The organism is Kitasatospora sp. NPDC034023 (assembly GCF_055575795.1).
This window is the reverse complement of record NZ_JBVIRY010000043.1, coordinates 37,952-64,662: the sequence shown is the minus strand read 5'-3', so window position 1 is coordinate 64,662 and position 26,711 is coordinate 37,952. Positions and strand designations below refer to the sequence as shown.

The following is a 26,711-nucleotide window of genomic DNA, read 5'->3' as shown; positions in this document are numbered from 1 at the left end:
CTCGGCATGCCCAACGTCCCACGGCAGCCCCACAACCCCCGACACAGGGATCACCCCAGATCAGCCGACGCGAACCGAAACACGGAGGCTAGCGCGGCCACCACCCGGGTCGACAACAGCACCGGGAAGCTCGAGGTCAGGGCGCCCACGGCGTGAGCCGCCGCGAACGCCAGGACGAACCCGAGCAGGCTGCCGCGCCCCGGCCGGCTGCGGGCGAGCGCGGCCATCAGCGGCGCGCCGACGGCCATCCCGACCGCGAAAGCCGAGGTGAGGCCGCCCGCCGTGCCGACGGTGACGCCGAGATCGTCGGCGAGGTCCGGCAGCAGACCGGCGAGCATGAACTCCGAGGTGCCCATGGCGAAGACGGCCAGGGCGAGCAGATAGAGCGGAAGGGGCATCGAGGGGCTCCGGAACGAGGAGAAGCAACGAGGAACGGGGTCTCGTCACCGCGCTCAGCCCCCGAGGGCGCACGCTTTCGCGGCCGGGCCCGCGCTCGCGCACGGCATTTCAGCGCTCAGCGCTTCAACGGCTGCGGGGGTTCAGGGGGCTGACGGCGTGACCGAAAGTCCCCACCCTGGATGCCTCAGGGCTCGACATGCTCCGTACGCTACCCGACGGGCGGCCGTCCCGGCACCGGAGTTATTTCCGTTTGCCCGAGAGGTCAGGATGCCGTTGGGTTGGCCGCATGAACGAACCGCTGAACCGACCGCAGGCCGAACCGCTGAACCGACCGCTGACCGAGCTGCGCACCGAACGCCTGCTGATCCGCCGCTGGCGCGAGTCGGACCTCGTCCCGTGGGCCGCGATGAACGCTGACCCCGAGATCCGCGAGCACCTGGGCGGCCCGCTCACCCGGGAGCGGAGCGACGCGTCGGTGGCACGCTTCGAAGCGGCGATCGAGCGGCGGGGGTACGGCTGGCTGGCCGTCGAAGTACGGGACAGCGGCGAGTTCGTCGGCTTCGTGGGCCTGGACGACATCGAGGAGACGGACCCGGTCGACGGCGTCGAGATCGGCTGGCGCCTGGCCCGCTCCGCCTGGGGACACGGCTACGCCACGGAGGCGGCCCGCGCCGTCCTGGCGTACGGCTTCGACGCCCTCGGCCTCCCCGAGGTCCTCGCCATCACCACGGCCGCCAACCAGCGCTCCCAGTCGGTGATGCGCCGCCTCGGCATGACCCACGACCCCGCTGAGGACTTCGACGACCCCGCCGCCCCGGACGGTCCGCTGCGCCGCAACGTGGTCTTCCGGCTGCGCCGAGAGGACCGTCTGTCCTAGGGGAGGGGACCGGGCCTTCCGGTCGGCCGTGTGGACCGCCTCCGACCGGATCACCGTCAGCACCGACGTCACCGATATCACCGACACCGGGTCACGGGTCCTCAGCGCCGACCGGGAGCCGGCGAACCCACCGGCACCAAGAGCGTCGGCGCCGTCCGATCGCCTGGCCGTGGATGGCGCGAGGTTCGCCGCCCAGGCGGCGGAGGCCGTCGCGCACCTGGCCGACCGGCCCCGCTCGCACCGGGCCTGAACTGCGGGATCGGGCGGCGCGATTGTCAGTGGGGTGTGCAAGGGTGGCCCCATGCTGGCGATCACGGTGCAGACGAACGACGGGAAGCGGCGTTCCCGACCGAGCGCGGACGAGTTGGCGGGACTGGTCCGGGGCATCGGCGCGGAGGACGACCGCTTCCTCGTCCTGGAGCGGATACCGGACCTGCCGGACGTGTACATCCAGGTGTGGCACTCCGACGGCGAGGGCTACACGCTGGAGCACCGCGACGGCTCCGCCCAGCGGCACTTCGAGGTGCGGCTGGACGGGCCCGGGCCGGTGGCCGAGGCGATGACGGCCTGGGCGCGCGGCGAGGCGGGCTGGGGTGACGGCCTGGACTGGCAGCTACTCGACATGGGCCCGGTGCCGGAGCCCGTACCGCCGGTGGAGCTGGGAGCGGGCGAGCGGCGGGAGTTGGAGGACCGGCTGCGCCTGACCCTGGCCTGCGGCTACACCGACCGCGCCCGGCTGGCCGAGGAGGCCGAGGAGTACCTGGTGTCGGGCGGCCTCCGTCCCCTCTCGCGTGCGCAGGCCGAGCAACTCGCCGACCGGCTCTGGCTGGAGCGCGTCGGCGAGCAGACCGGCTGGATCGGCGACACCGATCCGGAGCGCCTCGCCCACGCCTTCGCCGCCCTGGAGGCGAGCGGCATCACGGCCCGGGAGGACTTCACCTGCTGCCGGTCCTGCGGCGAGGCAGAGATCGGCGCGGCCGGCGCCCCGGACGCCCGCGGCTTCGTCTACTTCCACTCCCAGTGCACCGAATCCGCCGCCGCCGGCCACGGCCTGTCTCTCCTCTACGGCGGCTTCGACGGCTCCCCGTCGACCGCCACGGCCGTCGGCCACGAGGTTGTCGCCGCCCTCACCGCCGCCGGCCTGCCCACGGTCTGGAACGGCGACCCGTCGCACGCGATCGAGATTCGCCCCCTGCTCTGGCGCCGCCGCCTGGGCGGGTGATCGGACCTGAACTGCCGTATCCTCCGGGGCCGATAACGGTGCCCGACGGCGTCCGACGGCGTCCGACGGCGTCCGACGGTGTTCGACGGTGTCCGACGGTGTTCGGTAACGTTCGACGGAACGGGGGAGCAGCATGATGGAGCGGGGGCGGGTGCCGCGGAGCAACGCGCGGGAGCTGTGGGGGGCGTTGCCGAGGAGTGTGCGGCGGCAGGTGATCGCGGACGCCCGGCGGGGGCGGGCCTGGGAGGACCGGCGGGTGGCGGCGGTGGCCGTCGGCTGGGCCTGGCAGGTGCTCGGCACCCCGGACGCCCGTCGAAGGGACCTCGGCGCGCTGCTGGGCTACCTGCTCAACGCGGTCATGAGCGCCGGCCCGGGTGCCACGGCGGGCGTGGACATCCTCGACGGTTCCCCGGACCACGACGCCAACCCGCTGGTCCGCCGCTGGGCGCGGCGGGTCGAGGCGGCCAACCCGGTGCGGCGGCCGTGAGGAAGGAAGCCGGGACGTGAGCGATGACGTCCTGTCGGTGATCCCGGCGGACCGTCCTGGCAGCCGGACCGGTCGGCGTCCGAGCGGCCGGCGCGCCTCTTCCCATGAGGACGGATGACCGGTGCCCCGGTCCGGCCGACCAGCAGGCCAGGAGGTCGGCGGACCGGACCGCGGCATCGGGTCACGGCACCAGCAGGTGCAGGGCGTTCCTTTCCACCGTGACCTCGACCGGCAGGGGTGCGATGAATTCTCCGTCGGCGTAGGCGGTGATGCCCGGGGAATCGATGCGCAGGGACTCGGTGCGCAGGGTGGTGACCTCGGGGCGGGTGGTGTGGGTGCCTTTGAAGAGGGTGGGGAAGAACCGGGCGATGCGCAGGCGGGGCATGGCGTCGACGAGGGTGACGTCGAGTAGGCCGTCGTCCGGGAGGGCGTCCGGGCACATGAGCATGCCGCCGCCGTAGCTGCGGGTGTTGCCGACGGCGGCGAGGGTGAGGTCGCGTTCGATGACGGTGCCGTCGGCGAGAGTGATCCGGAACGGGAGCGGGCGCAGGTTGGCGAACTCGATGAGGATGGCGAGGTTGTAGCGCATCCGGCCGCGTGGCCAGCGCAGGCGGTTGGTGCGGTCGCTGACCAGGGAGTCGAAGCCGGTGGCGAGGATGGAGCCGAACCGGCGGACGGACCCGTCCGGACCGGTGACCCGGCCGAGGTCGACGGTGCGGATGCGGCCGGCGGCGATGATGTCGGCGGCGGCCTCGGGGGCGTCGAGCGGGAGGCCGTACGCGCGGGCGTGGTCGTTGCCGGTGCCGGCCGGTATCACGCCGAGCGGGACGGTGGTGCCGGCGAGGGCCTGCAGGGCGAGGTTGATCATGCCGTCACCGCCGACCACGGCGACCGCGTCCACACCGTCCGCGGCCGCTTCGCGGGCGAGGCGGACGGCGTCGTCGGCGGAGCGCCCGGCGTGGGGTTCGGCGTCGATGCCGAGGGAGCGCAGGCGGGCGACGGCCCGCTCCGCGGCGGGGCCGGCGTGGCCGGCGCCCGCCGCCGGGTTGGTGAGAACGGCGACCCTGCGGACGGTTCTCGGGCCGTCCGCCCCATGAGCCCGGTTCATGGGATCAGCTTGCCGGGGTTGAGGATGCCCGCCGGGTCGAGCTCGGTCTTGACGGCGCGCAGGATGCGGACGCCCAGGTCGCCGACCTCGTCGGTCATCCAGGGCCGGTGGTCGGCGCCGACGGCGTGGTGGTGGGTGATGGTGCCGCCCGCGCCGACGATGGCGTCCCCGGCGGCGCGCTTGGCGGCGCCCCAGCGGGTGAGCGGGTCCTCGCCGAGGGCGGCGACGACGGTGAAGTAGAGCGAGGCACCGGTCGGGTAGACGTGCGAGATGTGGCAGAGCACGAGCGCGCCGGGCAGGGCGGCGGTGAGTGCCTCGGTGACGGCGGCCCGCAGGGCCGGCAGTCGGCTCCAGCCGGCGGCCGTCTCCAGGGTTTCGCACAGCGCCCCCGCGCCGAGCAGTGAGTCGCGCAGGTAGGGCGCGTTGAACCGGCCGTGTTCCCAGGCCCGGGCGGGGGCTTCGCCGAGCGAGGTGGCGCCGGCGGCGAGCAGCGCCTCGCGGGTGGCACGGTGCCGGGCGGCGACCTGTTCGGCGCTGCCTTCGAAGACGGTGACGGCCAGGCAGCCGCTGACGGTCGGGCTGCCGCCGATCTGTTCGGTCATGGCGAGGTTGACCATGGTCTCGGCCTCGTCGGAGAGCCGGATCACGGTCGGGCCGGTGCCCTGCTGCTCGACGGCGCGCAGCGCGGCCGTCCCGGTGGCGAAGTCGGGGAAGCTCCACGCCTCGTAGGCCTTGACGGCGGGCAGCGGGTGGACGCGCAGCCGGACGGCGGTGATCACGCCGAGGGTGCCCTCGGAGCCGAGGAAGAGCTGGCGCAGGTCGGGGCCGGCGGCGGAGGCGGGGGCGCGGCCGAGGTCGAGCACCCCGGCAGGGGTGACCACCCGCAGGCCGCGCACCATCTCGTCGAAGCGCCCGTACCCGGCGGAGTCCTGGCCGGAGGAGCGGGTGGCCGCGAAGCCGCCGATGGTGGCGTAGCGGAAGCTCTGCGGGTAGTGGCCGAGTTCCCAACCGCGTTCGGCGAGCAGTGCTTCGGCGGCCGGGCCGGTGAGGCCGGCGCCGAGGACGGCCTCGCCGGAGGTCTCGTCCAGGTCGAGCAGTTCGTCGAAGCGGCGCAGGTCGAGCGAGACGACGGCGTGGAAGGGGCCTCGCTCGGGGTCGAGGCCGCCGACGACGCTGGTGCCGCCGCCGAAGGGGACGACGGCGATGCGGCGTTCGGCGCACACCGCGAGGACGGCGGCGACCTCCTGCTCGCTGCCGGGCAGCACGACGGCGTCGGGCGCGTCCTGCGGCTCGCGGCTGCGGCGGCGCAGCAGGTCGGGGGTGGACTTGCCGCCGGCGCGCGGCAGGCGGTCGGCGTCGGCGGTGCTGACGTGGGTCTCGCCGACGGCGGCGGCGAGTGCCTTGAGGTCCTCGGCGGAGGTCCGGGACGGGTGCAGTACGACCTCCTCGGCGCTCGGCCCGGGGGCTGCGTCGCCGGTGACGCCGAGGGCCGCGGCGAGCAGTCCCTTGATGTCGGCGGACAGCTCCTTGGCCAGGGCCGGGTCGCCCCAGGCGTCCCACTTCATCGGGGGGAGCGGAAGAGCGGCGCCCGCCGGTCCCGCTTGCGTCTCAGGTGCCATGCGTTACAGTTTCACACATCATGTCAAGTAGTAACGCCGAGCCGGCGGCAGCAGCCGGGCAGCCCCGCAGCACCGACGACGCGATCCTGGACGCCGCCGCCGACCTGCTCGTCCACCTCGGCGTGCGCCGCACGCAGTTGGCCGAGATCGCGCGCCGCGCCGGGGTCAGCCGGCCGACCGTCTACCGGCGCTGGCCGGACGTCCGGGCGGTGATCGGCGCGCTGCTCACCCGGGAGATCCTGGCCACCCTGGAGGGCGCCTCGCTGGACGTCCAGGACCGGGAGACCCTCGTGGAACGGGTCGTCGAGGTCGCCGTCCGGCTGCGCGACCACCCGGTGCTCGGCGCGCTGCTCCACTCCGAGGACTCCGACCTGCTGCTCGAGTACGTGGTCGAGCGGCTCGGCGCCAGCCAGCGCGGCCTGCTGGAGGCGCTGCGCAGCGGCATCGAGCGGGGCCAGGCGCACGGCTCGGTCCGCGCCGGGGAGCCGCTCGAACTGGCCGCCATGGTCCTGCTGATCGCCCAGTCCACCGTCCAGTCGCACCGCATGGTCGCCTCCCTGCTGCCAGAGGCGGCCTGGCGGCGCGAACTGGCCAGAGCGCTGAACGGATACCTCGCACCATGACGACGCCCGCCGTCGGCCCCTTCGCGGGGACCAGCCGACTCAACGCCGCACGCCGCACGCTGGAACTCGAGGCGCTCGGCGACGACCCGCACATCGACCTGCTGGTGATCGGCGGCGGTGTCACCGGCGCCGGGGTGGCCCTGGACGCCGCCTCGCGCGGCCTGCGCACGGTGCTGGTCGAGTCCCGCGACCTGGCCTTCGGCACCAGCCGCTGGAGCTCCAAGCTGGTGCACGGCGGACTGCGCTACCTCGCCTCCGGCAGGATCAAGGTGGCCCGGGAGAGCGCGGTCGAGCGCGGCGTGCTGATGACCCGCACCGCCCCGCACCTGATCCGCGCGCTGCCCCAACTGGTGCCTCTGCTCCCGGACTTGCTGCGCCCCGGGCAGGGCGCGCTGATCCGCGCGGGCTTCCACGCCGGCGACGCGCTGCGGGTCAGCGCCGGCACGCCGGGCGCGCTGCTGCCCCGGATGCGCCGGATCGACGCGGCCCGCACCCGACAGCTGGTGCCGGGCGTCCGGACCGCGGGCCTGCGCGGCGCGCTCGTCGCGCACGACGGCCAACTCGTGGACGACGCACGGCTGGTGGTCGCCCTGGCGCGAACCGCCGCGCAGTACGGCGCGAGCGTGCTGACCAGGGTCCGGGCCGAGGCGGTGACCGGCACCTCCGCCCGGCTCGTCGACACGCTGACCGGACAGGAACTGGCCGTCCGGGCGGGCGCGGTGGTCAACGCCACCGGCGTCTGGGCGGGTGAGGTGGACACCTCGATCACGTTGCGTCCGAGCCGTGGCACCCATGTCCTGGTGGACGCGGGGATGCTGGGGAATCCGACCGCCGCCCTCACCGTGCCGGTGCCCGGCTCGACCAGCCGCTTCGTGTTCGCCCTGCCGCAGCAGCTCGGCCGGGTCGCGATCGGCCTGACCGACGAGGACGCCCCGGGCCCGATCCCGGACGAGCCGCAGCCCGCCGAGGCCGAGCTGACCTTCCTCCTCGACACCGTCAACGCCGCCCTCGCCACCGCGCTGACCAGGGCGGACGTGCGCGGGGCCTACGCCGGGCTGCGCCCGCTGATCGACACCGGGGGCGGCAGCACCGCCGACATCTCGCGCGAGCACGCGGTGCTGGAGTCCCCGTCCGGGTTGGTCACCGTGGTCGGCGGCAAGCTCACCACCTACCGCCGGATGGCCGAGGACGCGGTGGATGCCGCCGTCCGGCTGCGCGGTCTGCCCGCTCGGACCTGCTGGACGGCGCGGCTGCCACTGGTCGGCGCCCCCGGACACCGGGACAGCCGACCCCTGCCCGCGCAGAAGGCGCCCTCCTCACTGCTCGCCCGGCACGGCGGCGCCGCCCACGAGGTGCTGGCGGCGGGGGAGTCGGTGCCGGTGACCGAGGGTCTGGACGTCACGCGCGCCGAGATCGCGTACGCGGTCACCCACGAGGGCGCGCTGGACGCCGCCGACGTGCTCGACCGCCGCACCCGGATCGGGCTGGTCGCGGAGGACGCGGAACGGGCACGGAAGGTGGTCGAAGAGATTCTGACGGAGTGTCAGGACGGCTGATCGGCCCAGGGGAAGGGCGTCAGGTCCGGTTCGACCCAGCTGGTCCGGGCCTGCTCGCTCGCGAGCGTTCCGGGCCGGTAGTGGCGGGCGAGCAGCTCCTTGTCGAGCAGCTCGGGATGGCGGGCCGCGAACGCCTCGAAGTCCTCGCGCTCCTCGAAAACCGGTGCGCCGTCGGCGTGGTGGGCCACCAGCTCGACCCAGGCCCGGGTCATGGTGACGTGGAACTTCTGCGGCGCCCCGGCCTTGGTGGCGGTGCGCCGGATGCCGTCGCCGATCAGGCCGAGGGCGGTGGCGGCGCCGTGCCGGCGGACCGCGAGCCAGGTGAGGCGGACGTGCCGGCGGTGGCCGAAGCGCTCGGCTCCGGTCATCGCTTCGCGCAGCAGGTCGTCGAAGACGGCGAAGGCGTCGGGGGAGTCCGGGGCGTCGGGGCAGCCCGAGGCGTCCGGGGAGTCCGAGGCGTGGGGGGTCGCGGAGGAGGGCATGCGGGGCTCTCATGGGGGAGGGTGGAACATGCGAATGGGAGATCGTAGGGTTTCGGCGCATTCACGGGCAAACCACCCGCACGGACGGTTTCAGCGGGCCGCGTGCTCCGGCATGGGGAGCTCGGTGCCGGCGAGCTCCAGGACGCAGGAGAGCGGCTGCTCGGCACTGCCGGTGCGGTCCAGGGTCACCGCGAGCGGCCGGGGCGGTTCCTCGGCGAGCTGGGCGGCGAGGGTCAGCGGGTAGCTGCCGTGCCCGTGGACGCGGTGGAAGGCGCACTCCTTGCCGTCCACCAGCAGCTCGGTCTCGGTGATCCAGCCGGAGCGGACGTTGACGGTCACGGAGTGTCCGCCCTGGTCGACGTGGAAGCTGTACCGCTGGCGCATGGGAACCTCCCGCGAGGGCGCCGCAGCCGGGGGAACCGGGAATCGGGGAACCACCGCCAGTCTAGGTCGGCCGCACCGCCCCGGCGCCCCGGTCGGTCCGGTCGGTCCGGTCGGTCCGGCCTCGGGTTCCCCTCGATCGGTTCCCGTCGGAGTCCCTGAAAAGGACCCGGAGAAATTCCCGGGGCGGAGCCCGCCTTCAGGCGGATTCTCGTGATCTCTACAGTGTTGTAGATTCGTCCGCAGGGAGAGATCAGAGGAGGGCATTGTGGGAGTTTCACTGGCCAAGGGCGGCAACGTCTCGCTGAGCAAGGAGGCGCCCGGTCTGAGCGCCGTGATCGTGGGTCTCGGCTGGGACGTGCGCACCACCACCGGGGCCGACTACGACCTGGACGCCAGTGCGCTGCTGTGCAACGCGCTCGGCAAGGTGATCTCGGACCAGCACTTCGTGTTCTTCAACAACCTTCGCAGCCCCGACGGTTCGGTCGAGCACAGCGGCGACAACCTGACCGGTGGCGGCGACGGCGACGACGAGCAGATCAAGGTCGACCTGGACCGGGTGCCGGCCGACGTGGCCAAGGTGGTCTTCCCGGTGTCGATCTACGACGCCGACGCCCGGCTGCAGAGCTTCGGTCAGGTCCGCAACGCGTTCATCCGGATCGTCAACCAGGCCAACGGCCAGGAGATCGCGCGCTACGACCTGTCCGAGGACGCCTCGACCGAGACCGCGATGGTCTTCGGAGAGCTGTACCGCAACGGCGCCGAGTGGAAGTTCCGCGCCATCGGCCAGGGCTACGCCTCCGGCCTTCGCGGCATCGCGACCGACTACGGCGTCAACGTCTGATCCTCGCGCCGGAGCCGGCGGGTTTCGGTGGTCACGCGGAAGGTTCGGTCCGTCCGAGCGCGTGGCCGCCGAAACCCCCGCTGCCGGTGAGCTGGTGCTGCCACCAGGCGGTCATCGCGGGCTCGTCCATGGTCGACCAGTCCGGTGCCTCGGTGACCTGCGCCCGGCCGAGCGTCCGGCCCAGGTCCACCAACTCCCGGCCGGCCGCGCTCCGTTCGCGGTCGTACGCGGCCAGTAGGGACGACCAGGAGCCGGCGGCCCGTCCGGCCTGCTCGAAGGCGTGTGCGTCCTGCATAGCCTTCACCGCCCCGCTCGTGTTGTGCGGGCGCACGACGGTGGCCGCGTCCCCGCCGATGAGCAGCCGCCCGGCCGTGCGGCGCGGGGTCGCCAGGTCGTAGACGGGCTGCAGGAAGGTCCGTTCACGCGGGGTGAGGGTGACCAGCCCAGCCCAGTACGGCGGCAGGTGCCGCTCCGCGAGCTGCCGCAGCTCGTCCAGCCGCCCGTCGGTGAGGGCGCCCGCCGGGAGGCTGGTCGGGCCGTCCAGGCGCAGCCAGGCCGGGGTAGGTGCGTAGAAGACCCAGTTCACCTGGGTGCGGCCGGGGTCCAGCCCGGGGATGCGGTAGATCACGACCTGTCCGCCGCGGTAGCAGACGGTGATGCACTCCTCCTCCGGCCAGACCGCGGCCCCGCCGGGAAGCCCGTCGAGCAGTGCGGCGTCGTAGCTGCCGCGCCAGCACACGTACCCGGCGTACTCGGGCGCGGCCTGCGGGCAGACGGCGGCGCGGACCACCGAGCGGTAGCCGTCCGCGCCGATCACCAGGTCGTAGGCGTGGCGGCCGCCGTCGGCGTCCTCGGCCCAGGCGCCCTGCTCGTCGCCGCCGACCGCGGTGACGGTGGTGCCCAGCCGGTACTCGACCTGCTCGGGTTTGCGCTCGCGCAGGGCCTGCCAGAGGACGGCCCAGTGGTGGGAGTGGAACGGGAACGGCTGGTCCCAGAGCACCCGCCCGCGCCCGTCCGGGCCGTCGCCCTCGTCGGCCGGTCCCCGGGTGGTCCAGCGGCGGACGGTGAGGCGGTGGCGGCGGGTGTCCGCGGCGAGGTGCCCGGCGCGGACCAGTTCGTCGAAGCGGTCGTTGTGGGTGCAGATGCCCACGCCGCGGTCCTCCAGTCGGCCCGGGCTGCGTTCCAGCACCACGACCCGTTCCGCGCCCAGCCGGGCGGCGGCCCCGGCGAACGCGCTCCCGGCGATGCTGCCCCCGACCACGGCCACCGAACCACCCCGCACGGCCGCCCCCTCTCCCGAGCCCGCGATGTCCGGGACACGACGATACGCGGGCGTCCCGCCGTCCGCGCGGCGTTCGGTCGGTTCGGTCCGGGGCGGCAGGTCCGAGCCGCAGGGCGGCCGGTTCGGGCCGTGGCCGCTGGGCTTCCCCCGCTTTATGCAACTAGTTGCAACCGATCGACCCGTCCCCTTACCCTGCGGTAACCACGACACCCAGCCCGCGCCCCAGGAGACGTCGATGAGCGCCACCCCCGGCAGCAGCCGCTACCCGCACCTGCTCAGCCCACTCGACCTCGGCTTCACCACCCTGCCCAACCGCGTGATCATGGGCTCGATGCACGTCGGCCTGGAAGAAGCCCCCCACGGCTACGAGCGGATGGCCGCCTTCTACGCCGAGCGCGCCCGTGGGGGCGTCGGCCTGATCGTCACCGGCGGCATCGCCCCCAACGAGGCCGGACGCCCCTGGGAAGGCGGTGCGATGCTGACCACCGAGGAAGAAGCCGACCGGCACCGCCTGGTCACCGACGCGGTGCACGCCGCGGGCGGGAAGATCGCCCTGCAGATCCTGCACTTCGGCCGCTACGCCTACCACCCCGACCTCGTCGCCCCCAGCGCCCTCCAGGCCCCGATCAGCCCCTTCGTGCCCAACGAGCTCACGGCCGAACAGGTCGAGCAGACCATCGAGGACTTCGCCCGCTGCGCCGAACTCGCCCGCCGAGCCGGGTACGACGGCGTCGAGATCATGGGCTCCGAGGGCTATCTGGTCAACGAGTTCATCGTCGCCGCGACCAACCGGCGCGACGACGAGTGGGGCGGCCCGTACGAGCGGCGGATGCGCTTCCCGGTGGAGATCGTCCGCCGGGTCCGCGAGCGGGTCGGCGACGACTTCATCATCGTCTACCGCCTCTCCATGCTCGACCTGGTGCCGGGCGGCTCCACCCTGGACGAGGTGATCCGGCTCGCCCAGGCCGTCGAAGCCGCCGGGGCGACCATCATCAACAGCGGCATCGGCTGGCACGAGGCCCGCATCCCGACCATCGCCACCTCGGTGCCGCGCGGCGCCTTCGCCTGGGTGACCAAGAAGGTCATGGGCAAGGTCGGCATCCCGCTGGTCACCACCAACCGCATCAACACCCCCGAGATCGCCGAAAGCCTGCTCGCCGAGGGCAACGCGGACCTGGTCTCGATGGCCCGCCCGCTGCTCGCCGACGCCGACTTCGTCGCCAAGGCCCGCGACGACCGCGCCGACGCCATCAACACCTGCATCGGCTGCAACCAGGCCTGCCTGGACCACACCTTCAGCCTCAAGATCACCTCCTGCCTGGTCAACCCGCGCGCCTGCCACGAGACCGAACTCGTCCTCGCGCCCACCAAGGTGCGCAAGCGCGTCGGCGTCGTCGGCGCCGGCCCGGCCGGCCTCGCCTTCGCCGTCTCCGCCGCCGAGCGCGGCCACGAGGTCACGCTGTACGACGCCGCCGAGACGGTCGGCGGACAGCTGAACGTGGCCCGGCGCATCCCCGGCAAGGAGGAGTTCGACGAGACGCTGCGCTACTACCGCACCCGGCTCGCCGAACTGGGCGTCACGCTGCGCCTCGGGGCCACCGCCACCGCCGAACAGCTGGCCGAAGCGGGCTACGACGACCTCGTCCTCGCCGCCGGCGTCACCCCGCGCACCCCCGCCGACCTCCCCGGGATCGACCACCCCAGCGTGGTCGGCTACCTCGACGTGCTGCGCGACGGCGCGCCCGTCGGCGAGCGGGTCGCCATCCTCGGCGCGGGCGGCATCGGCTTCGACGTGGCCGAGTTCCTCACCGACCAGGGCGACCAGGCGAGCCTCAACCCGCCGGTGTTCCAGGCCAAGTGGGGCATCGACCCGGAATACCGCGAGCGTGGCGGCCTGCGCGCCCCCGAGCGCCCGAAGCCCCCGCGCAGCGTCCACCTGCTGCAGCGCAAGACCAGCAAGGTCGGCGCCGGGCTCGGCAAGACCACCGGCTGGATCCACCGCACCGAGCTCAAGCACCGCGGCGTGGTGATGGTCCCCGGCGTGACGTACGACCTGATCGACGACGCCGGCCTGCACATCACCGTGGACGGTGAGCGCCAGCTGATCCCGGTCGACACCGTGGTGCTCTGCACCGGCCAGGAGCCGCGCCGCGACCTGTACGAGGCGCTGCGCGAGCGCGGCCTGGCAGTGCACCTGATCGGCGGCGCCGACGTGGCCGCCGAGCTGGACGCCAAGCGGGCCATCAAGCAGGGCACCGAACTGGCCGCCTCGCTCTGAGCGGCTCATGGGCGCGTGCATGAGGGCTGCTCATGCACGCGCTCATGTGACCGGGCCATGTGACCTGCTCATGGGGGGCGGTCATGAGATCCGTTCATGGGCGTGCCCCATGAGACTTGTTCATGCGCGCGGCCATGAGACCTTCTCATGAGCGTGCCCCATGAGGCCTGCTCATGGCCTCGCTCCATGAGACCCGCTCACGGCCCGCAGCCATCCGACCCGCTCATGCGCCCCTAGGATCGTCCGCATGTCGCTGCCGCACGCCATCCTCACCGCCCTCCTGGAGAAGCCGTCCTCGGGGCTGGAACTGACCAGGCGGTTCGACAAGTCGATCGCCTTCTTCTGGCCCGCCACCCACCAGCAGATCTACCGCGAGCTGGGCCGGCTGGAGGCCTCCGGTCACATCCGGGCCCTTCGGCCGGACGCGCCGGTGCGCGGGCAGAAGAAGGAGTACGAGGTCCTGCCGGAGGGCCGTGCCGAACTGGTCCGCTGGACGGCCGAGGGCGCCGCCCCGCGCGCCGTCCGGGAGCCGCTGCTGCTGCGGCTGCGGGCGGCGGCGGTGGTCGGCGCGGACGGCCTGACGGCCGAGCTGGAGCGCCATCTGGCGCTTCACCGCGCGCAGTTGGCCGACTACCTGGAGATCGAGCGACGCGACTTCCCGGCCGAGAAGGCGGACGGCGAGAACCGGCTCCAGCACGCGGTGCTGCGGGCCGGGATCGGGCTGGAGACCTTCTGGCTGGAGTGGCTCGCCGAGACCCTCGAAGCCCTCTCCCCGGACCATGCCTGACCCTCGCCGCACCCGGCCCTGACCTGCGAAGATGCCCGCCCCGCGCGCCGCGCCCAGCCGCCGGTGGGACACTGGTTGCCTTGTCCCTGCCCGAACTCTCGACCGGGGGCCCGTATGTCTCTTCCTAGGCCTCTCCACGCCATCACCGCCGCGGCCGTCGTCGTGGCGGTCGCTCTGGGCCCGGCCCACCTGGCGTCGGCCGCGCCCACCCAGGAGCTCCCCTCCGCCGACCAGCTGAAATCTGCCCTGCTCACCGCGGCCGACCTCGGCCCAGATTTCACCGAGGCACCCGCCACCCAGAGCCCCAGCCCGGGCGACAACCCGAGCCCGGTCAGCGGCTGTGACGCGCTCAGTGCCTTGATCAACATGCACGCCACCCAGCCCGGCCTCGCGAACCCGCGCGCCGAGACCGAACTCGACGGCCCGGACGGCAACCCGATGGTGACCGAGGCCCTCGCCGCCGAGGCGCCCGATCGGCTCGCCGCCGACTTCAACAGCGTGGCCGACGCCCTCCGAAGCTGCCACAACATCACCTTCAACGCCGGCACCGAGGACACGGTGACCTTCACCGTCACCCCGATCACCCTCGGCGACCGCCAGGACGCCCCCGCGGTTCGCCTCGACGGCACCCTGGCCGGCGTCCAACTCAACGCCTTCATCGGCATCGAGCGCTTCGGCACGGTCGCGATGGCCTTCGGCTACTTCCAGCGCGAGGGCGCCTCCTCGCAGACCGCCTCGATGCAGTACCGCACCGCCGTGGCCAAGGTCGAGCGCACCCTCGGCACCACCGCCGGCAGCACCACCCCGCCCACCGTCGTGGCCACCCAGGGCATGCGGGTCTGACTTCGGTCGGGTTCCTGAAGGACGTGTGCTCGAGGTGGCCCTGCTCCCCGCCGCGTGCCTCGCCGCGTGCGGTGGGGACACATCGTGCACGGCGGTGACGCTCGCCGACACCTGGCGGTACGGCGCGGTGGAGGACGTCGGCTACGGCCACTGGGGCCCAGGAACTGGTAGCACAGCGAGCTGTTCGACCGGTCGGTCACCCGGGGCCGGTACCTGGGTAGCTTCTCCTTCGACCCGCAGACCGGCCAGGTCTGCTCCTGCGCGGTGAACCGGAGGGTGCGAGTCGACTGGCCGCGCCCCTCAAAGCCCCGCCTCTCAAAGCCGCGCCTCTCAAAGCCGCGCCGTTCAAGGCCTCGCCTCTCAAGGCCTCGCTGTGCCGAAGGGGTTGTCGATCACGTAGCGCCAGTGGCCGGCCGGGTCGCGGCGGGCGACGTCGGTGGCGGTGCCGGTGAGGTGGACGGGGGTGCCGTCCGGGGCGGTGCCGGTGATCTCCCAGTCGACGATGAGGAGGGCGATGTCGTCGGCGACGTAGGTGTGCCGGGGGCGGACGGTGATGGGCAGGCCGAGAGCGAGGAACTCGGCGCTGGCGCCGTGGAGTTCGGATCCGGTGACGGCGGCTCCGGGGGAGGGGACGAAGACGGCGCCGGGCTCGTAGACCTGGGCGAGGAGGCCCGGGTCGCCGGAGTTGAACGCGGCGGCGAAGGCTGCCGGGTGTTGTGCCGGGTCGGTGCTCGCGGGGAGGCTGGTGGGGTGAGTCATGTGAGCAGTGAAGACGGGCGTGCCGTAGGTCACCAAACGGGAAGCGACGCGCGCGCCGAAAGCCGGAGCTGGGACGCGGAGTTGGTGCCCGGCGAGCGCGGCCGTACGGTGCGACCGGAGACGGACTGCCCGGTGGAGGTGGCGCTCGCGGCGGTGGCGGGCCGGTGGACGACCCTGGTGCTGCGGGAGTTGATGCACGGCCCCGCCTCGTACGGGGAGTTGCGGGCGCGGCTGCCGGAGATCAGCTCGAAGGTGCTCGCGGAGCGGCTGCAGGCCCTGGGGGAAAGGGAGTTGGTGGTGCGGGAGCGGCTGACCGGTTTTCCGGTGCGGACCTCGTACCGGCTGACGCCGGCGGGGGAGGCGCTGCGCCCGTTGCTGGTGGAGCTGTACCGCACGGGTGAGCGGCTGGCGGGCAGCCGGTGAGAGGGGCGGCCGCACCCCCGTGGCGGCCGCCCTCCCACCCGGGCCCCTCCCACCCGGACCTTCGCCCCGGGCTCCTCCCACCTGGACCCCTCCCGTCCGGGCTTGCGGCCTACGGGTGGTAGGTGACCTCCGGGAAGGCCGGCGAGGGCCCGTCGAGCAGTTGGCGGCCTCGGTGGCGCAGGTGGAGGTCGAAGAAGGCGAGCGGGTAGGCCTGCTGGATGCGGATGCCCCGGTCGGGGTCCAGGGTGCCGACCTGGGACTGGATCTGCTGTTCGGTCATGCCGAGCAGCTTCCCCGCCTGGGGGATCAGCGTCATGTTGTCGCCGTACGAGGCGTGGATGGCGCCCGTGGCCTGGATGTCGAGCCGCCAGCCGCGCAGGTGGGTCCAGAAGGTTTCGGCGGCGGGGTTGGTGGCCCGGGCCCAGACGGCGGTCATCATCATGAACGGCCGGTCGAGGTCGGTGGTGGGGGCGGGGTTGGCGATCATCGGCCCGTCGAGGGAGAGTCCGGCGCGGATGCGCTGGTCGGCGGCCATGGCGAGGGCGGTGGCGGTGCCGCCCTTGGACCAGCCGAACGCGCCGACGGCGTAAGGGTCGAGGCCGCCGAGCAGGCCGACCGGAAGGGTGCGACCGTCGACGTCGGGGTTGCGGCCGGCGGCGAGGTCGTCGACGCGGTCGAGGAGGAAGCGGACGTCGGCGGCGTAGTCCTTCGGGGCCATCGGGACGAGGTCCGACGGGGTGGAGACGGTGCCGTCGGGGAACTCGGTGAACGCGTCGTGGGTGTGGTCGACGGTGACGACGGCGTAGCCGTGGCTGGCGAGCTCCTGGCAGATGACCGTGTGGTCGGCGCGGTGGCTGCCGGAGCCGTGCGAGAAGACGACGACGGGCAGCCGGTGGCCGGTCCGGTGGACGGGCGCGCCCTGGTGGCCGGCGGTGAGCGGGGCGACGGAGGGGTCGAGCGGGTAGCCGGCGTCGTCGAGGAAGGCGCGCAGGGCGCCGTCGGTCATCCAGGGGGCGAGCGGGTACGCGTGGGTGTCGGCGCTCCGGGCCGGGTACCAGACGGTGGCCATCAGCTCGCGGTACCGGCCGGGGCCGGCGATCGGGTCCGGGCGGGAGGTGTCACGCAGGTGGAGCGGCACCATGCCCACGAGGCACGGGCCGGTGGGCGCGGGAAGGGTGAGTCGGGCGGGGGCGGACCCGGTGGGCGTGGCCGGACCGCCGGAGGAGGCCGGGGCGCCCCAGGCGGCGCCGGCGAGGCCGAGCGGCACGGCGGTGCCCACGGCCAGGGCGGTGCCCATCATGCGGCGGCGCGTCAGTCCGGTACGGCTTGCGAACGGCGTGGTGTCCATGCGCTGAACGCTGTCACGCGGGGCGGGCGGGCAGCATCAGCCCGCCGATTGATCCTCCGTCACCGGGCATTGGCCCACGGGTTTACGTCCTTGGGCTGATGCGGAGCGGAAAGCGACAGCCTGGCGGTGCGCCGGTGCGCCGGTGCGCCGGTGCGCCGGGCGTGGGCTCGGGCTCGGGCTCGGTGTTCACCGTGTGCCTGTCCCGGTCAGACGAAGTTCTTGTCGATCAGCATCTGCAGCACGTTGACGTGGAAGTCCGGGAAGTCCATCGGCACGATGCCGAACCGGGCGCGCTGCTGGGTGCGGGAGTTCAGGTACGGGTAGACGGTGCGGTCCATGAGGCTCTGCGAGCTGCTCTTGGGCCAGTAACCACCGGCGTAGCTCAGGAAGTTGACGAACATCTTCGAGTAGTTCGGGTTGAGGAACGCCTTGTCGAACTGGGTGACGATGTACTGGCCCTTCTTGCCCAGCGGGTCGCTGCCGCCGATCTCCCAGACGTCCTGGGTGTCGAGGTACTCGTTCTGGCCGCTGGACCAGTCGATCAGACCCCAGGGGTTGGCGAAGTCGGCGAGCAGGACGACCTTTCCGCGCGCGGTGCCGAGCGTCGGCCAGCCGTAGAGGTGGAACAGGCTCCGGAAGCCGAACTCGTTGAAGTAGTAGTTGACCCGTCGCATGAACTCGTCGTCGCCGAGGGCCTGTCCGCCCGCCCGCTCGTTCCTGAGGCGCATCACGATGGTCTCGCCGGAGTGTGCCTGCAGGAAGGACCGGCACTGGTCGAGGACGTCCTGCAGCCGGATGTGCTGGTAGTTGTCGGAGTGGTAGATCCCGAGTTCGTCGGGCGCGCCCTGCAGGCCGTTGCAGCGGATGTCGAGGAAGCGAACGCCTTCCTGCAACTGCTGTGGGATGCCCCAGTTCTGGGTGTGCGACCACTCGGTGCCGTAGCCGGGGTTCTCGCAGCACGAATCGTGGGTGCCGGGGATGGTGAGGCCGAGCAGGGAGGCGTTTCCGTCCAGGCGGCTCATCCAGTTGTCGGTCGGCAGTCCGCGTGGAGTGGTCCGCGCGGCGGCCCAGGTGGTGGACGGCAGGACGAGGCCGCCTCCCAGGGCGGCTGCCCCGCCGACTCCCGCGCCCCACTTGAGAAGATCACGACGTGCGATGCCCATGGCGTGGCTCCTTCGGCCTTCGGATCGGCTGGGACGTGCGCTGTCGCTGCTCCGAACGCGGCCTCGGCGTCGGCGGGTCCACTGTACGAGGGGCCCGCCCATGAGTCACGACTACCGACCCGGTGATGTGCTGAGGCAGGAGTGTCTCCCCGGGGCAGTGGGCCGGGTTCACGCTCGCGCAGCCGGTCGCCGATCAGCCGTCGGCGGTGGGAGTGGGAAGTCGGCGGGGTCGACCTCCCACTCCGGGCGGTGGTGGGCCTCCGCCGGTCAGCGGGTCTCGATGGCGACCGACTCGATGACCACGTCCTTCACCGGGCGGTCGTTGCGGCCGGTTTCCGCCGCGGCGATGCCGTCGACGACCTTCCGGCCGGCCTCGTCGGCGACCTCGCCGAAGATGGTGTGCTTGCCGGTGAGCCAGGTGGTCGGCGTGACGGTGATGAAGAACTGGGACCCGTTGGTGCCCGGCCCGGCGTTGGCCATCGCCACCAGGTACGGCTTGGTGAACGCCAGGTCCGGGTGGAACTCGTCCGCGAACTTGTAGCCGGGCCCGCCGGTCCCGTTGCCCAGGGGGTCGCCGCCCTGGATCATGAAGCCCTCGATGACCCGGTGGAAGACCGTGCCGTCGTACAGCCTGTCGGTCGTCCTCTGCCCCGTCTCCGGGTTGATCCACTCCCGGTCGCCCTTGGCGAGCTCCACGAAGTTCCGGACGGTCTTGGGGGCGTGATGCGGCAGGAGCCGGATCACGATGTCGCCCTGGTTGGTCTTCAGCGTCGCGTACAGCTCTTCTGCCATGGCACATCCTTCGGTCGGTCCTACTGGCGCGGGCCAGTCTTCCGACCGGGCGGACGACTCGGGGCGACGGCACGGCATCTCACTCGCACGAGTGACCGCGAGTGTCGCGGCAGCGGATGAGGCATGCGGATGGCATGGCCTCGGAGGCGGCGACTACCACAGGCCGGGGAGGTCCGTGGGTGAGGGTCTCTGCGGCTCATTCGTTCGGGCGAAGCTGCCATGCCATCAGTTTGGATACGTCCCTTGTGGCCAAGAAGCGCTTCGGTATCCGTTCACGAGAGGGTGGTTCCGCATGACCGACCAGACCCCGTCGATCACCGACGCGACACTCACTGACATCGCCACCAACGGCATCTGGGGCGCCGGTCTCACCGTCAACCCGTCCGTCGTCGAAGTGGCCCAGGCGCTGCTGGCGGCCCTCCGGGGGGAGCCCGTCGGCGAACTCCCGTCGGAGCTCTCCGAGTTGGTGGCCGGTATCCGGCAGGCCGCCACGGTCGAGCTGCCCCGCATCACGGCGCCCGACGGCGTCCGTCTGTCGGCGCTCAGCATCAAGCTGAACGACGGCAACCCGCACCCCGTCGTGATCGTGCCCGCCGGCTGGAACCCGTACGGCTGGCTGCCGTTCCTCTACGCGTACCTCACGCTGGCGCGGCGCGGCTACCACGTGCTGGCCTACTCGCCGCGCGGCATCGGCATCGCGGGGTGGCTGTCCACTTCCGAGGGCTTCATCGACGTGGCCGGGCCGAACGACTGGGCCGACGGCTCGGCCGTGATCGACTACGCGCAGGAGCACTTCACCCCCTCCCGGATCGGCTTCCTCGGCGAGTCCTACGGCTCCGGGATCAGCCAGCTGGTCGCCGCGCACGACCCGGCCGACCGGGTCGACGCCGTCGTCGCGCTGAGCACCTGGGGCAACCTGGCCACCAGCCTGTTCCACAACGACACCCGGCACCTCTCGGCCGTCCAGGCGCTGATCGGCTTCACCGGCGGCGCGCTGGAGGAGAAGTTCGACGAGGCCACCCAGCAACTCCTCAAGGACTTCCTCAGCGGGCAGAACCTGGAGGGCGTGGTCGCCTGGGGCACCGAGCGTTCCCCGGAGGCCTACCTGGACATCACCAACGAGCGCGACATTCCGACCTTCGTCTCGAACACCTGGCACGAGACGCTGTTCCCGGTCGCCTCGGTGATCGACACGTTCACCCGGCTGACCGTCCCGAAGCGCCTCAACCTGTGGATCGGCGACCACGGCGCCCCCGAGGGCCCGGGGCTGGCCGGTCTGGTCGGCGGCCTGCCGTTCCCCGGTCTGGCGGTGCCGATGCGGGAGGCCTACGAGTGGCTGGACCGCCACCTGCTCGGCGCGGACAACGACGTGCCGAGCTGGACGGCGGTGAACAACCAGACCATGTTCACCTACCGGACCATCGTCATCCCCGGCGGCACCAAGCTGATCACCGTCCCGGCGCGCCGCGAGCCGCACGGGGCCTGGGAGGACGTCACCACCGGCAGCGAGTCCTGGTATCTCACCGGCACGGGTGGTGCGGGCGACGGCGCGCTGTCCGACAAGCCGACCGCCGGGTGGTCGCGGGACTTCACCGCCGGGAACCTGACCGAGGCCACCGCGGTGAACGCCCTCATGGCGACCGGGCAGCAGGAGTGGTTCGGCAATCCCAAGGTCTACGACGTCGCCAAGTTCGACCGCGCGCAGCTGCTGGTCTGGTCGACCGACCCGCTCACCGGCCAGGGCGAGGTGGCGCGGCGGATCCGCGGCGCCGCCACCGTGAAGCTCACCATGCGCAGCACGGCTGACGCCACCACGCTGGTGGCCTACCTGTACGACGTCGCGCCGGACGGCACCGCGCGGATCATCACCCACGAACCGTACACGGCGGCGGACCTGACCCCGAACGTCAACAGTGCCGTCAGCTGGGAGCTGCAGCCGGCCGCCTACGACCTGCCGGCCGGGCACCGCCTCGCCCTGGTCGTGAACAGCCGTGACCAGCTGTACTCCTTCGCGAGCGTGGACGGCAGCACCACCACGATCAGCTCGCAGACCGGCAGCGAGGCGAGCCTGGAGCTGCCGCTCGGCTGACCCGTTGTTCCGTCAGCGGCCCGTCGCCAACCTGCGGCGGGCCGTTGGCGTTCTCCTGGTCGCCGTCCTGGATCGGCCGCTGACCTGGGCAATCCCCGCAACAAGGTCCACGCGAACTTTTAACACACCTGTTCGCTTTCACGTGGCCTACGCCACAGTAACCTCGCCGCGAACAGAGGTACGATCACGCTCGCACCTCCGATCGGAGGGGTACCTACATGCAAGAGCCCAGAGGGGGAAGCTCAGTCATGTCCGCAATCCTGGACGGTACTCTCACTTACTCGAACACCGTCCCGCGTGCCACCGTCCACCGGGCCGCCATCTGTGAGGTCTTCCTCACCGACTCCGCCCGGGTCGCCGAGGGCGAGTACCTCATCGCCGCGCAGCTGCCGCGGGTGCACAGCTACTACAGCGACAACGTCACCGCGCCCGCCGCCTACGACCCGCTGCTGCTGGTCGAGGTCTTCCGCCAGGCGTCCATCTACGCCGCGCACACCTTCCTGGACGCGCCGCTGGACAACAAGTTCATCTTCGTCAGCGGGGAACTCAACATCACCGACCCGGAGGCTCTGCGGATCGGGGCCCGCCCCGGCCAGGCCGAGATCCGGGCCCACCAGGTCGACCTGAAGCGCCGGGACGGCGTCGTCACCGGCAGCACCCTCGACCTGGTCCTCTCGGTGGACGGCGACGAGGCCGCCACCATGCGCACCGTGTGCCAGTGGATGCCGGGTGCCGCCTGGGACCGGATGCGTGACAAGGGCCGCGCCGCCCTCACCCTGGCCCCGGCCCGGCCGCACCACACCGGGCGCCGGGTGCCGTCGATCTCCGTCGGCCGCGCCTCGGGGCAGAACGTCGTGCTGGCCGGGGTCGAGCTGGGGGGCCACGAGCTGCGCGCCCAGGTCGTCGTGGACCAGGGCAACCCGGCGCTGTTCGACCACCCGCTGGACCACATCCCGGGCGCGCTGATCTTCGAGGGCTTCCGCCAGTCCGCGATGTATGCGGCGCAGGAGCTGTTCGGACTCTCGTCGCGCAGCCTGCTGCTCTCCCGGGTGGAGACGGACTTCACCCGCTTCGGCGAGTTCGAGCTGCCGACCGACTGTGTCGTGCGGGTCGTGGAGTCGCCGGCGGCGGACACTGTCGCGTTCGAGATCAGCATGGTGCAGGAGGACGAGCAGATCGCCCGCGCCCGGGTGCACCTCGCCCGTACCAGCCCGATCACGGGTGCTCTGGAGAATAGTTTCGCCTATGCCGCGGCCAGTGCCTGAGCAGCGCGAAAAACCTGAGCAGCCCGAGAAGCCTGAGCAGCGCGAAAAAGCCGAACAGCCCGAACAGCCCGAGTCGCGGCGCCACGTCACTGTGCCATGTCACGGCGCCGCCACGTCACGGCACCGCAAGGAGACACCGCCATGTCCAAGCCCATGATCTGGTTCGACTTCGGCGGTGTGCTCTCGCCGCCGCTGGACGACCTCTTCGACTCGTACCACACCCGCACCGGCATCACCCCGCGCCAGCTGAAGACCGCCCTCGGCACCGTCGCCGGCGAGCTCGGCGTCGAACCGCTCGCGCCCATCGAACTCGCCATGCTCACCGAGGCCGAGTGGGGCGACGCCATGGTCCGCGTCCTGCGGGACGAGAACCCCGGCATCGACCTGACCCGCGCCCGCTTCGAGCGCTTCGGCGAGCAGTGGTTCGAGGGGGTCAACGCCAACCCGGTGATGACCGCGACCGTGCGGCACGCCAAGGAGAACGGCTTCCGGGTCGGCATCCTCAGCAACAACGTCGTGGAGTGGGAGCCGTACTGGCAGGCCATCGTGGCGCCCGCCGGGGAGGTCGACTGCGTGGTCGACTCCTGCAAGGTCGGGTTCCGCAAGCCCGACCCGGAGATCTTCCGCCTCGCCGAGCAGCAGGCGGGGGTGACGCCCGAGGAGTGCGTGCTGATCGACGACCTCCCCGAGAACTGCGTCGCCGCCCGCCGCTGCGGCTGGCGCGCGGTGCACTTCCGCAACAGTGCCCAGGCCGTACGGGAGTTGACCGGCTTGATCGGACTGCCCGCGCTCACCTGACCGCTCATCGGCTGTCCTCGGCTGTCCTCGGCCGCGCTCCCTCACCCCCACCTCCCACCGGAGAACGCATGACCACCGTCGTCCCGTCCGCGACCGCCACCGTCACGGACATCCCGCACCTGGACCCCGTCCCGGCCTTCACCCCGCTGACCGAGCCCGGACCAAACGGCGTGCCGCTGATCGAGCTGCCCAGCGGCCACTCCGCCGTCCACCTCACCCGCTACGCCGACGTCCACAAGCTGCTCACCGACCCGGCCTCCGGCCGCACCGAGACCAACGTCGACGGCGGGCCGAGCTTCCTGCCCACCGTGATGCCGAAGGAACTGCTGCTCAACCTGGACGCCCCGCACCACGCCCGGGTGCGCGGCTTCGTCGCCGCCGACTACAGCGCGACCGGCGTGGAGCGGCTGCGCCCGGTGCTCGACCGGGTGATCGAGGAGGGGATCGCGCGGCTGCGCACGGCCGAATCCCCGGACCTGTTCAGCGACCTGATCGACCGCGTGCCGATCACCGTCAACTGCCACTTCCTCGGCGTGCCGCTGGACGACGTCGACTACTTCCGGCCGTCCTCGCGGGTGGTGCAGATCGCCTCCCACGAGAACGTGCCCGACCTCGTCCAGCACTTCTACCAGGTCTACGGCTACGTCCAGGACCTGGTCACCGGCGCCCGGCCGGTGCTGCCCGGCGGCCTGATCGAGCAGTTCCGGGCCAACCGCGACCGCGTCGAACCCGCCATGGACGACGCCGAGTTGACCGGCATCTTCTTCGGCTCCCTGCTCGGCGCGGACCAGAACATCGTGTCCGTGCTCACCAAGTCGCTCTACACCCTGCTGGCCGCCCCGGCGCTGTGGCGCCGGCTCGCCGAGGAACCGGAGATCGCGCCGCGGCTGGCCGAGGAACTGATCCGGCTCATCCCGCTCGGCACCATCTCCGCCTTCCCGCGCATCGCGGGCCGGGACCTGGAGACCAGCGTCGGCCTGGTGCCCGAGGGCAGCGTCGTCTACCCGGACGCCTTCGCCGCCAACCGCGACCCGGAGGTGTTCCCGGACCCGCTGGTGATCGACCCCGACCGCCAACCGGCCAAGCGGCACCTGCAGTTCGGGTACGGGATGCACCACTGCATGGGCGCGGCGCTGGCCCGGATGGAGATCGTGTCCGTGCTGACCCGCCTGGCGCAGGAGTTCCCGACGCTGGCACTGGCCGTCGAGCCGGCGGACGTGCCGTGGGACATCGGCACGGTGCTGCGGCGGCCGACCTCGCTGCCGGTGCGGTGGTAGCCGCGCCGGTAGTCGCGGTGGCGGTCCGGTAGGTGCGTGAAAGGGCGGGTACGGGAAGCCGTACCCGCCCTTCGGGCATGGCCGGTCGGGCCGGCGTCCGCTACGGCTCGCCGAACCACTCGCGCAGCGTGCCGGCCAGCGGACCGCCGTCGGACGCCCAGGCCACGTAGCCGTCCGGGCGGACCAGGACGGCGTCCCACGGCAGCTTGCGGTTGCCCTCGGCCCGGACCACGCGCAGCAGGTGCGACCAGCCCTCGGCCTGCTTGCGGTGCGCCTCCTCGTCGGCGCCGAGCAGGAGCAGCACCGGGCGTCCGTCCAGCAGTAGACGGATGACGTCGGTGGGGCCGTCCTCGGTGGTGAGGGGGAGGTTGGGAAGGAAGTGTCCCTCCCAGGGGGAGCCGTCCGAGATGCGCGCCGGGTAGACGGTGTCCTGGGCGCTGATCATGTTGCCGAGGTGGGTGTTGGCACCCTCGACGCCGAGCAGTTCGGAGACCAGGTCGCGCAGCGGGTCCAGGCCCGGATCGGGCCGCATCAGGGCGAGTTGGGCGCGGGTGTTGTCGACCACCCGGCGGGCGACCGGGCGGCGCTCGGCGCTGTAGGTGTCCAACAGGTCCTTGCCCGCCGTGCCGGCCAGGGTGTGGGCGAGCTTCCAGGTGAGGTTGAGCGCGTCCTGCAGGCCGAGGTTGAGGCCCTGGCCGCCGACCGGGAAGTGCACGTGGGCGGCGTCGCCGGCCAGGAAGACCCGGCCCTTGCGGTAGTCGCACACCACGCGGGAGAAGTCGTTGAACTTGGAGAAGAACACCGGGTCGGTCATCGGCACCGCGTGGCCGAGGATGCGCTCGGCCTCGGATCGCAGCTCGCCTAGGGTGAGCGGGGCGTGGCGGTCGCGGTGCGGGCCACGGAAGTCGATGGTGAAGAAGCGGCTGTGCCCGTACGGGTTCACGCCCGCGATCGTCCAGCCGCGCGGGGTGCGGTTCCAGCCGGAGGGCACCCGGTGGGGGTCGCTGAGGCGGACCAGGCCGAGCAGGGCGGAGACGGTCGCCGGGTGGGTCTCGCTCGCGAAGCCGAGCAGGTCGCGCACGGTGCTGCGGGCGCCGTCCGCGGCCACGACGTACTCGGCGGTCAGCTGCCGTACGCCGTCCGGGCCCTCGGCGACGACCTCGACGGTGGCCGGGCCCTGGACGAGGTCGGTCACGGTGTGGCCGCGCAGGACGGTGACGCCGCGGGCGCGGGCCCGGGCCTCGAAGTCCCGCTCCAGGTCGGCCTGGGAGCGGCCGTAGATCGGCGCGGGCTCGGTGCCGGGGGCGGTGATGACCAGGCCGGGCAAGCCCGCGAAGTGGAAGGCGTCGGCGTTCGGACGGGCGAGGCCGGTGTCGGTGGCCTGGTGGGCGCGCAGGTGGCCGCGGCGGGCCAGGCCCTGGACGGTACGGGCGTGCAGGGTGCCGGCCTTGGGCTGGTCGACGGTCTCCGGGTTCGTCTCCAGAACGACGGTGGAGATGCCGTGATGGCCCAGCTCGGCGGCGACGAGCATGCCCACGGGGCCGCCCCCGATGACGACGACTTGGGCACGGGAAGTGGTGGCGGGATCCATGGGTGCGGAGGTCCTTTCCGGGTGGGGTAGGCGCGGACATGAGCGGCGCTCATGGGTGGGCGGCATGACCGGAGTTCATAAGCGGGTCCACATGAGTGGCGTTCATGGGCAAGGCGACATGAGTGACGCTCATGGGCCCAGGTGCATGAGCGGTGCTCATGGGCCGCGTACATGAGTGGCGTTCATGGGCGAACTGCATGAGCTCCGCTCATGGCCGCGCGCATGCGCGGAGCTCATGGTGGTCGGCGCATGGGTGAGGGCCCGGCGCCGTTCGGGGGTGTCGGCGCCGGGCCCGGTCTCGGGGAGATGGTGCGGGAGGGCGGCCCGGGGGTAGCCGCCCTCCCGCGTCTCGGAACGGCCTCACGGCCGTGGTCATCGGGGGCTGTCAGGCCCGGACCGTCAGGCCCGTCCCGTCAGA

The 26,711-nt window shown here is 72.5% G+C and carries 24 protein-coding genes and 1 pseudogene; 14 read left to right on the top strand and 11 right to left on the bottom strand.

Annotation, left to right across the window (positions count from 1 at the left end):
- Positions 1-83: 83 nt before the first annotated feature.
- Positions 84-398: pseudogene (locus tag ACZ52R_RS37645) on the bottom strand (MFS transporter); the annotation flags it as partial.
- Between the two features lie 335 nt (positions 399-733).
- Between ACZ52R_RS37645 and ACZ52R_RS37640 the strand changes: the two are divergent.
- The 3 genes from ACZ52R_RS37640 (at position 734) to ACZ52R_RS37630 (ending at position 2,985) form a co-directional block, all read left to right on the top strand.
- Positions 734-1,276, top strand: coding sequence for a GNAT family N-acetyltransferase (locus ACZ52R_RS37640; protein WP_465755033.1), 543 nt, complete (start codon positions 734-736; stop codon positions 1,274-1,276).
- 301 nt (positions 1,277-1,577) lie between these two features.
- Positions 1,578-2,498, top strand: coding sequence for a DUF6891 domain-containing protein (locus tag ACZ52R_RS37635; protein ID WP_465622041.1), 921 nt, complete (start codon positions 1,578-1,580; stop codon positions 2,496-2,498).
- A gap of 151 nt (positions 2,499-2,649) precedes the next feature.
- Entirely contained in the window at positions 2,650-2,985 is a 336-nt protein-coding gene (locus ACZ52R_RS37630; RefSeq protein WP_465622040.1) for a hypothetical protein, read from the top strand.
- Positions 2,986-3,166: 181 nt separating this feature from the next.
- Here ACZ52R_RS37630 and ACZ52R_RS37625 read toward each other — a convergent pair whose 3' ends face one another.
- Positions 3,167-4,093, bottom strand: a complete 927-nt coding sequence (locus ACZ52R_RS37625) for a diacylglycerol kinase (protein WP_465755031.1) — start codon at positions 4,091-4,093, stop codon at positions 3,167-3,169.
- Complete coding sequence (locus ACZ52R_RS37620; protein WP_465755030.1) at positions 4,090-5,658, bottom strand: FAD-binding oxidoreductase; 1,569 nt, start codon at positions 5,656-5,658, stop codon at positions 4,090-4,092. Before ACZ52R_RS37620 ends, ACZ52R_RS37625 begins: the two co-directional genes overlap by 4 nt.
- 74 nt (positions 5,659-5,732) lie before the next feature.
- Between ACZ52R_RS37620 and ACZ52R_RS37615 the strand changes: the two genes are divergently transcribed.
- Positions 5,733-6,335 (top strand): TetR/AcrR family transcriptional regulator, encoded by a 603-nt coding sequence (locus ACZ52R_RS37615; protein WP_360490506.1) that lies wholly within the window; start codon positions 5,733-5,735, stop codon positions 6,333-6,335.
- Positions 6,332-7,891 (top strand): glycerol-3-phosphate dehydrogenase/oxidase, encoded by a 1,560-nt coding sequence (locus tag ACZ52R_RS37610; RefSeq protein WP_465755029.1) that lies wholly within the window; start codon positions 6,332-6,334, stop codon positions 7,889-7,891. Before ACZ52R_RS37615 ends, ACZ52R_RS37610 begins: the two co-directional genes overlap by 4 nt.
- Here ACZ52R_RS37610 and ACZ52R_RS37605 read toward each other — a convergent pair.
- Both ACZ52R_RS37605 and ACZ52R_RS37600 read right to left on the bottom strand, forming a co-directional pair.
- Positions 7,879-8,373: a hypothetical protein gene (locus tag ACZ52R_RS37605; protein WP_465755028.1), complete on the bottom strand. Its 495-nt coding sequence runs from the start codon at positions 8,371-8,373 to the stop codon at positions 7,879-7,881. The genes ACZ52R_RS37610 and ACZ52R_RS37605 overlap by 13 nt on opposite strands.
- A gap of 90 nt (positions 8,374-8,463) precedes the next feature.
- Positions 8,464-8,757, bottom strand: coding sequence for a hypothetical protein (locus ACZ52R_RS37600; RefSeq protein ID WP_465622031.1), 294 nt, complete (start codon positions 8,755-8,757; stop codon positions 8,464-8,466).
- 265 nt (positions 8,758-9,022) lie between these two features.
- Between ACZ52R_RS37600 and ACZ52R_RS37595 the strand changes: the two genes are divergently transcribed.
- Positions 9,023-9,598 (top strand): TerD family protein, encoded by a 576-nt coding sequence (locus ACZ52R_RS37595; protein WP_360490494.1) that lies wholly within the window; start codon positions 9,023-9,025, stop codon positions 9,596-9,598.
- Between the two features lie 31 nt (positions 9,599-9,629).
- Here ACZ52R_RS37595 and ACZ52R_RS37590 read toward each other — a convergent pair whose 3' ends face one another.
- Positions 9,630-10,865: an FAD binding domain-containing protein gene (locus tag ACZ52R_RS37590; RefSeq protein ID WP_465622029.1), complete on the bottom strand. Its 1,236-nt coding sequence runs from the start codon at positions 10,863-10,865 to the stop codon at positions 9,630-9,632.
- 250 nt (positions 10,866-11,115) lie between these two features.
- On the opposite strand from ACZ52R_RS37590, the gene ACZ52R_RS37585 reads away from it, so the two are divergent.
- The 3 genes from ACZ52R_RS37585 (at position 11,116) to ACZ52R_RS37575 (ending at position 14,788) form a co-directional block, all read left to right on the top strand.
- Entirely contained in the window at positions 11,116-13,158 is a 2,043-nt protein-coding gene (locus ACZ52R_RS37585) for an oxidoreductase (RefSeq protein ID WP_465755027.1), read from the top strand.
- Between the two features lie 247 nt (positions 13,159-13,405).
- Positions 13,406-13,945: a PadR family transcriptional regulator gene (locus ACZ52R_RS37580; RefSeq protein WP_465622026.1), complete on the top strand. Its 540-nt coding sequence runs from the start codon at positions 13,406-13,408 to the stop codon at positions 13,943-13,945.
- Between the two features lie 114 nt (positions 13,946-14,059).
- Complete coding sequence (locus ACZ52R_RS37575; RefSeq protein ID WP_465622024.1) at positions 14,060-14,788, top strand: hypothetical protein; 729 nt, start codon at positions 14,060-14,062, stop codon at positions 14,786-14,788.
- Positions 14,789-15,148: 360 nt separating this feature from the next.
- Here ACZ52R_RS37575 and ACZ52R_RS37570 read toward each other — a convergent pair whose 3' ends face one another.
- On the bottom strand, positions 15,149-15,547 hold the full coding sequence (locus ACZ52R_RS37570; protein WP_465662088.1) for a YybH family protein: 399 nt from the start codon (positions 15,545-15,547) through the stop codon (positions 15,149-15,151).
- A gap of 84 nt (positions 15,548-15,631) precedes the next feature.
- On the opposite strand from ACZ52R_RS37570, the gene ACZ52R_RS37565 reads away from it, so the two are divergent.
- A complete protein-coding gene (locus ACZ52R_RS37565; protein WP_465755026.1) occupies positions 15,632-15,970 on the top strand; it encodes a winged helix-turn-helix transcriptional regulator in 339 nt (112 codons plus the stop codon).
- A 109-nt stretch (positions 15,971-16,079) separates the two neighbouring features.
- Here the strand turns inward: ACZ52R_RS37565 and ACZ52R_RS37560 are convergent, their stop codons facing one another.
- The 3 genes from ACZ52R_RS37560 to ACZ52R_RS37550 form a co-directional block, all read right to left on the bottom strand.
- Positions 16,080-17,318, bottom strand: coding sequence for an alpha/beta hydrolase family protein (locus ACZ52R_RS37560; protein WP_465622019.1), 1,239 nt, complete (start codon positions 17,316-17,318; stop codon positions 16,080-16,082).
- Positions 17,319-17,524: 206 nt separating this feature from the next.
- Positions 17,525-18,481 carry a phosphatidylinositol-specific phospholipase C gene (locus ACZ52R_RS37555; protein ID WP_465755025.1) on the bottom strand — a complete coding sequence of 319 codons (957 nt, stop codon included), beginning with the start codon at positions 18,479-18,481 and terminating at the stop codon, positions 17,525-17,527.
- 267 nt (positions 18,482-18,748) lie between these two features.
- A complete protein-coding gene (locus ACZ52R_RS37550) occupies positions 18,749-19,273 on the bottom strand; it encodes a peptidylprolyl isomerase (RefSeq protein WP_465755024.1) in 525 nt (174 codons plus the stop codon).
- Between the two features lie 292 nt (positions 19,274-19,565).
- Here ACZ52R_RS37550 and ACZ52R_RS37545 point away from each other — a divergent pair, with 292 nt between their 5' ends.
- The 4 genes from ACZ52R_RS37545 to ACZ52R_RS37530 all read left to right on the top strand — a co-directional run bounded on the left by ACZ52R_RS37545 (position 19,566) and on the right by ACZ52R_RS37530 (position 24,702).
- A complete protein-coding gene (locus ACZ52R_RS37545; protein ID WP_465755023.1) occupies positions 19,566-21,362 on the top strand; it encodes an alpha/beta fold hydrolase in 1,797 nt (598 codons plus the stop codon).
- 248 nt (positions 21,363-21,610) lie between these two features.
- Positions 21,611-22,627, top strand: a complete 1,017-nt coding sequence (locus ACZ52R_RS37540) for a ScbA/BarX family gamma-butyrolactone biosynthesis protein (protein ID WP_465755022.1) — start codon at positions 21,611-21,613, stop codon at positions 22,625-22,627.
- 141 nt (positions 22,628-22,768) lie between these two features.
- Positions 22,769-23,425, top strand: coding sequence for an HAD family hydrolase (locus ACZ52R_RS37535; RefSeq protein ID WP_465622009.1), 657 nt, complete (start codon positions 22,769-22,771; stop codon positions 23,423-23,425).
- A gap of 68 nt (positions 23,426-23,493) precedes the next feature.
- Positions 23,494-24,702 carry a cytochrome P450 gene (locus tag ACZ52R_RS37530; protein WP_465622006.1) on the top strand — a complete coding sequence of 403 codons (1,209 nt, stop codon included), beginning with the start codon at positions 23,494-23,496 and terminating at the stop codon, positions 24,700-24,702.
- Positions 24,703-24,802: 100 nt separating this feature from the next.
- Here the strand turns inward: ACZ52R_RS37530 and ACZ52R_RS37525 are convergent, their stop codons facing one another.
- Positions 24,803-26,293, bottom strand: a complete 1,491-nt coding sequence (locus ACZ52R_RS37525) for an FAD-dependent monooxygenase (protein WP_465622004.1) — start codon at positions 26,291-26,293, stop codon at positions 24,803-24,805.
- Positions 26,294-26,711 lie beyond the last annotated feature (418 nt).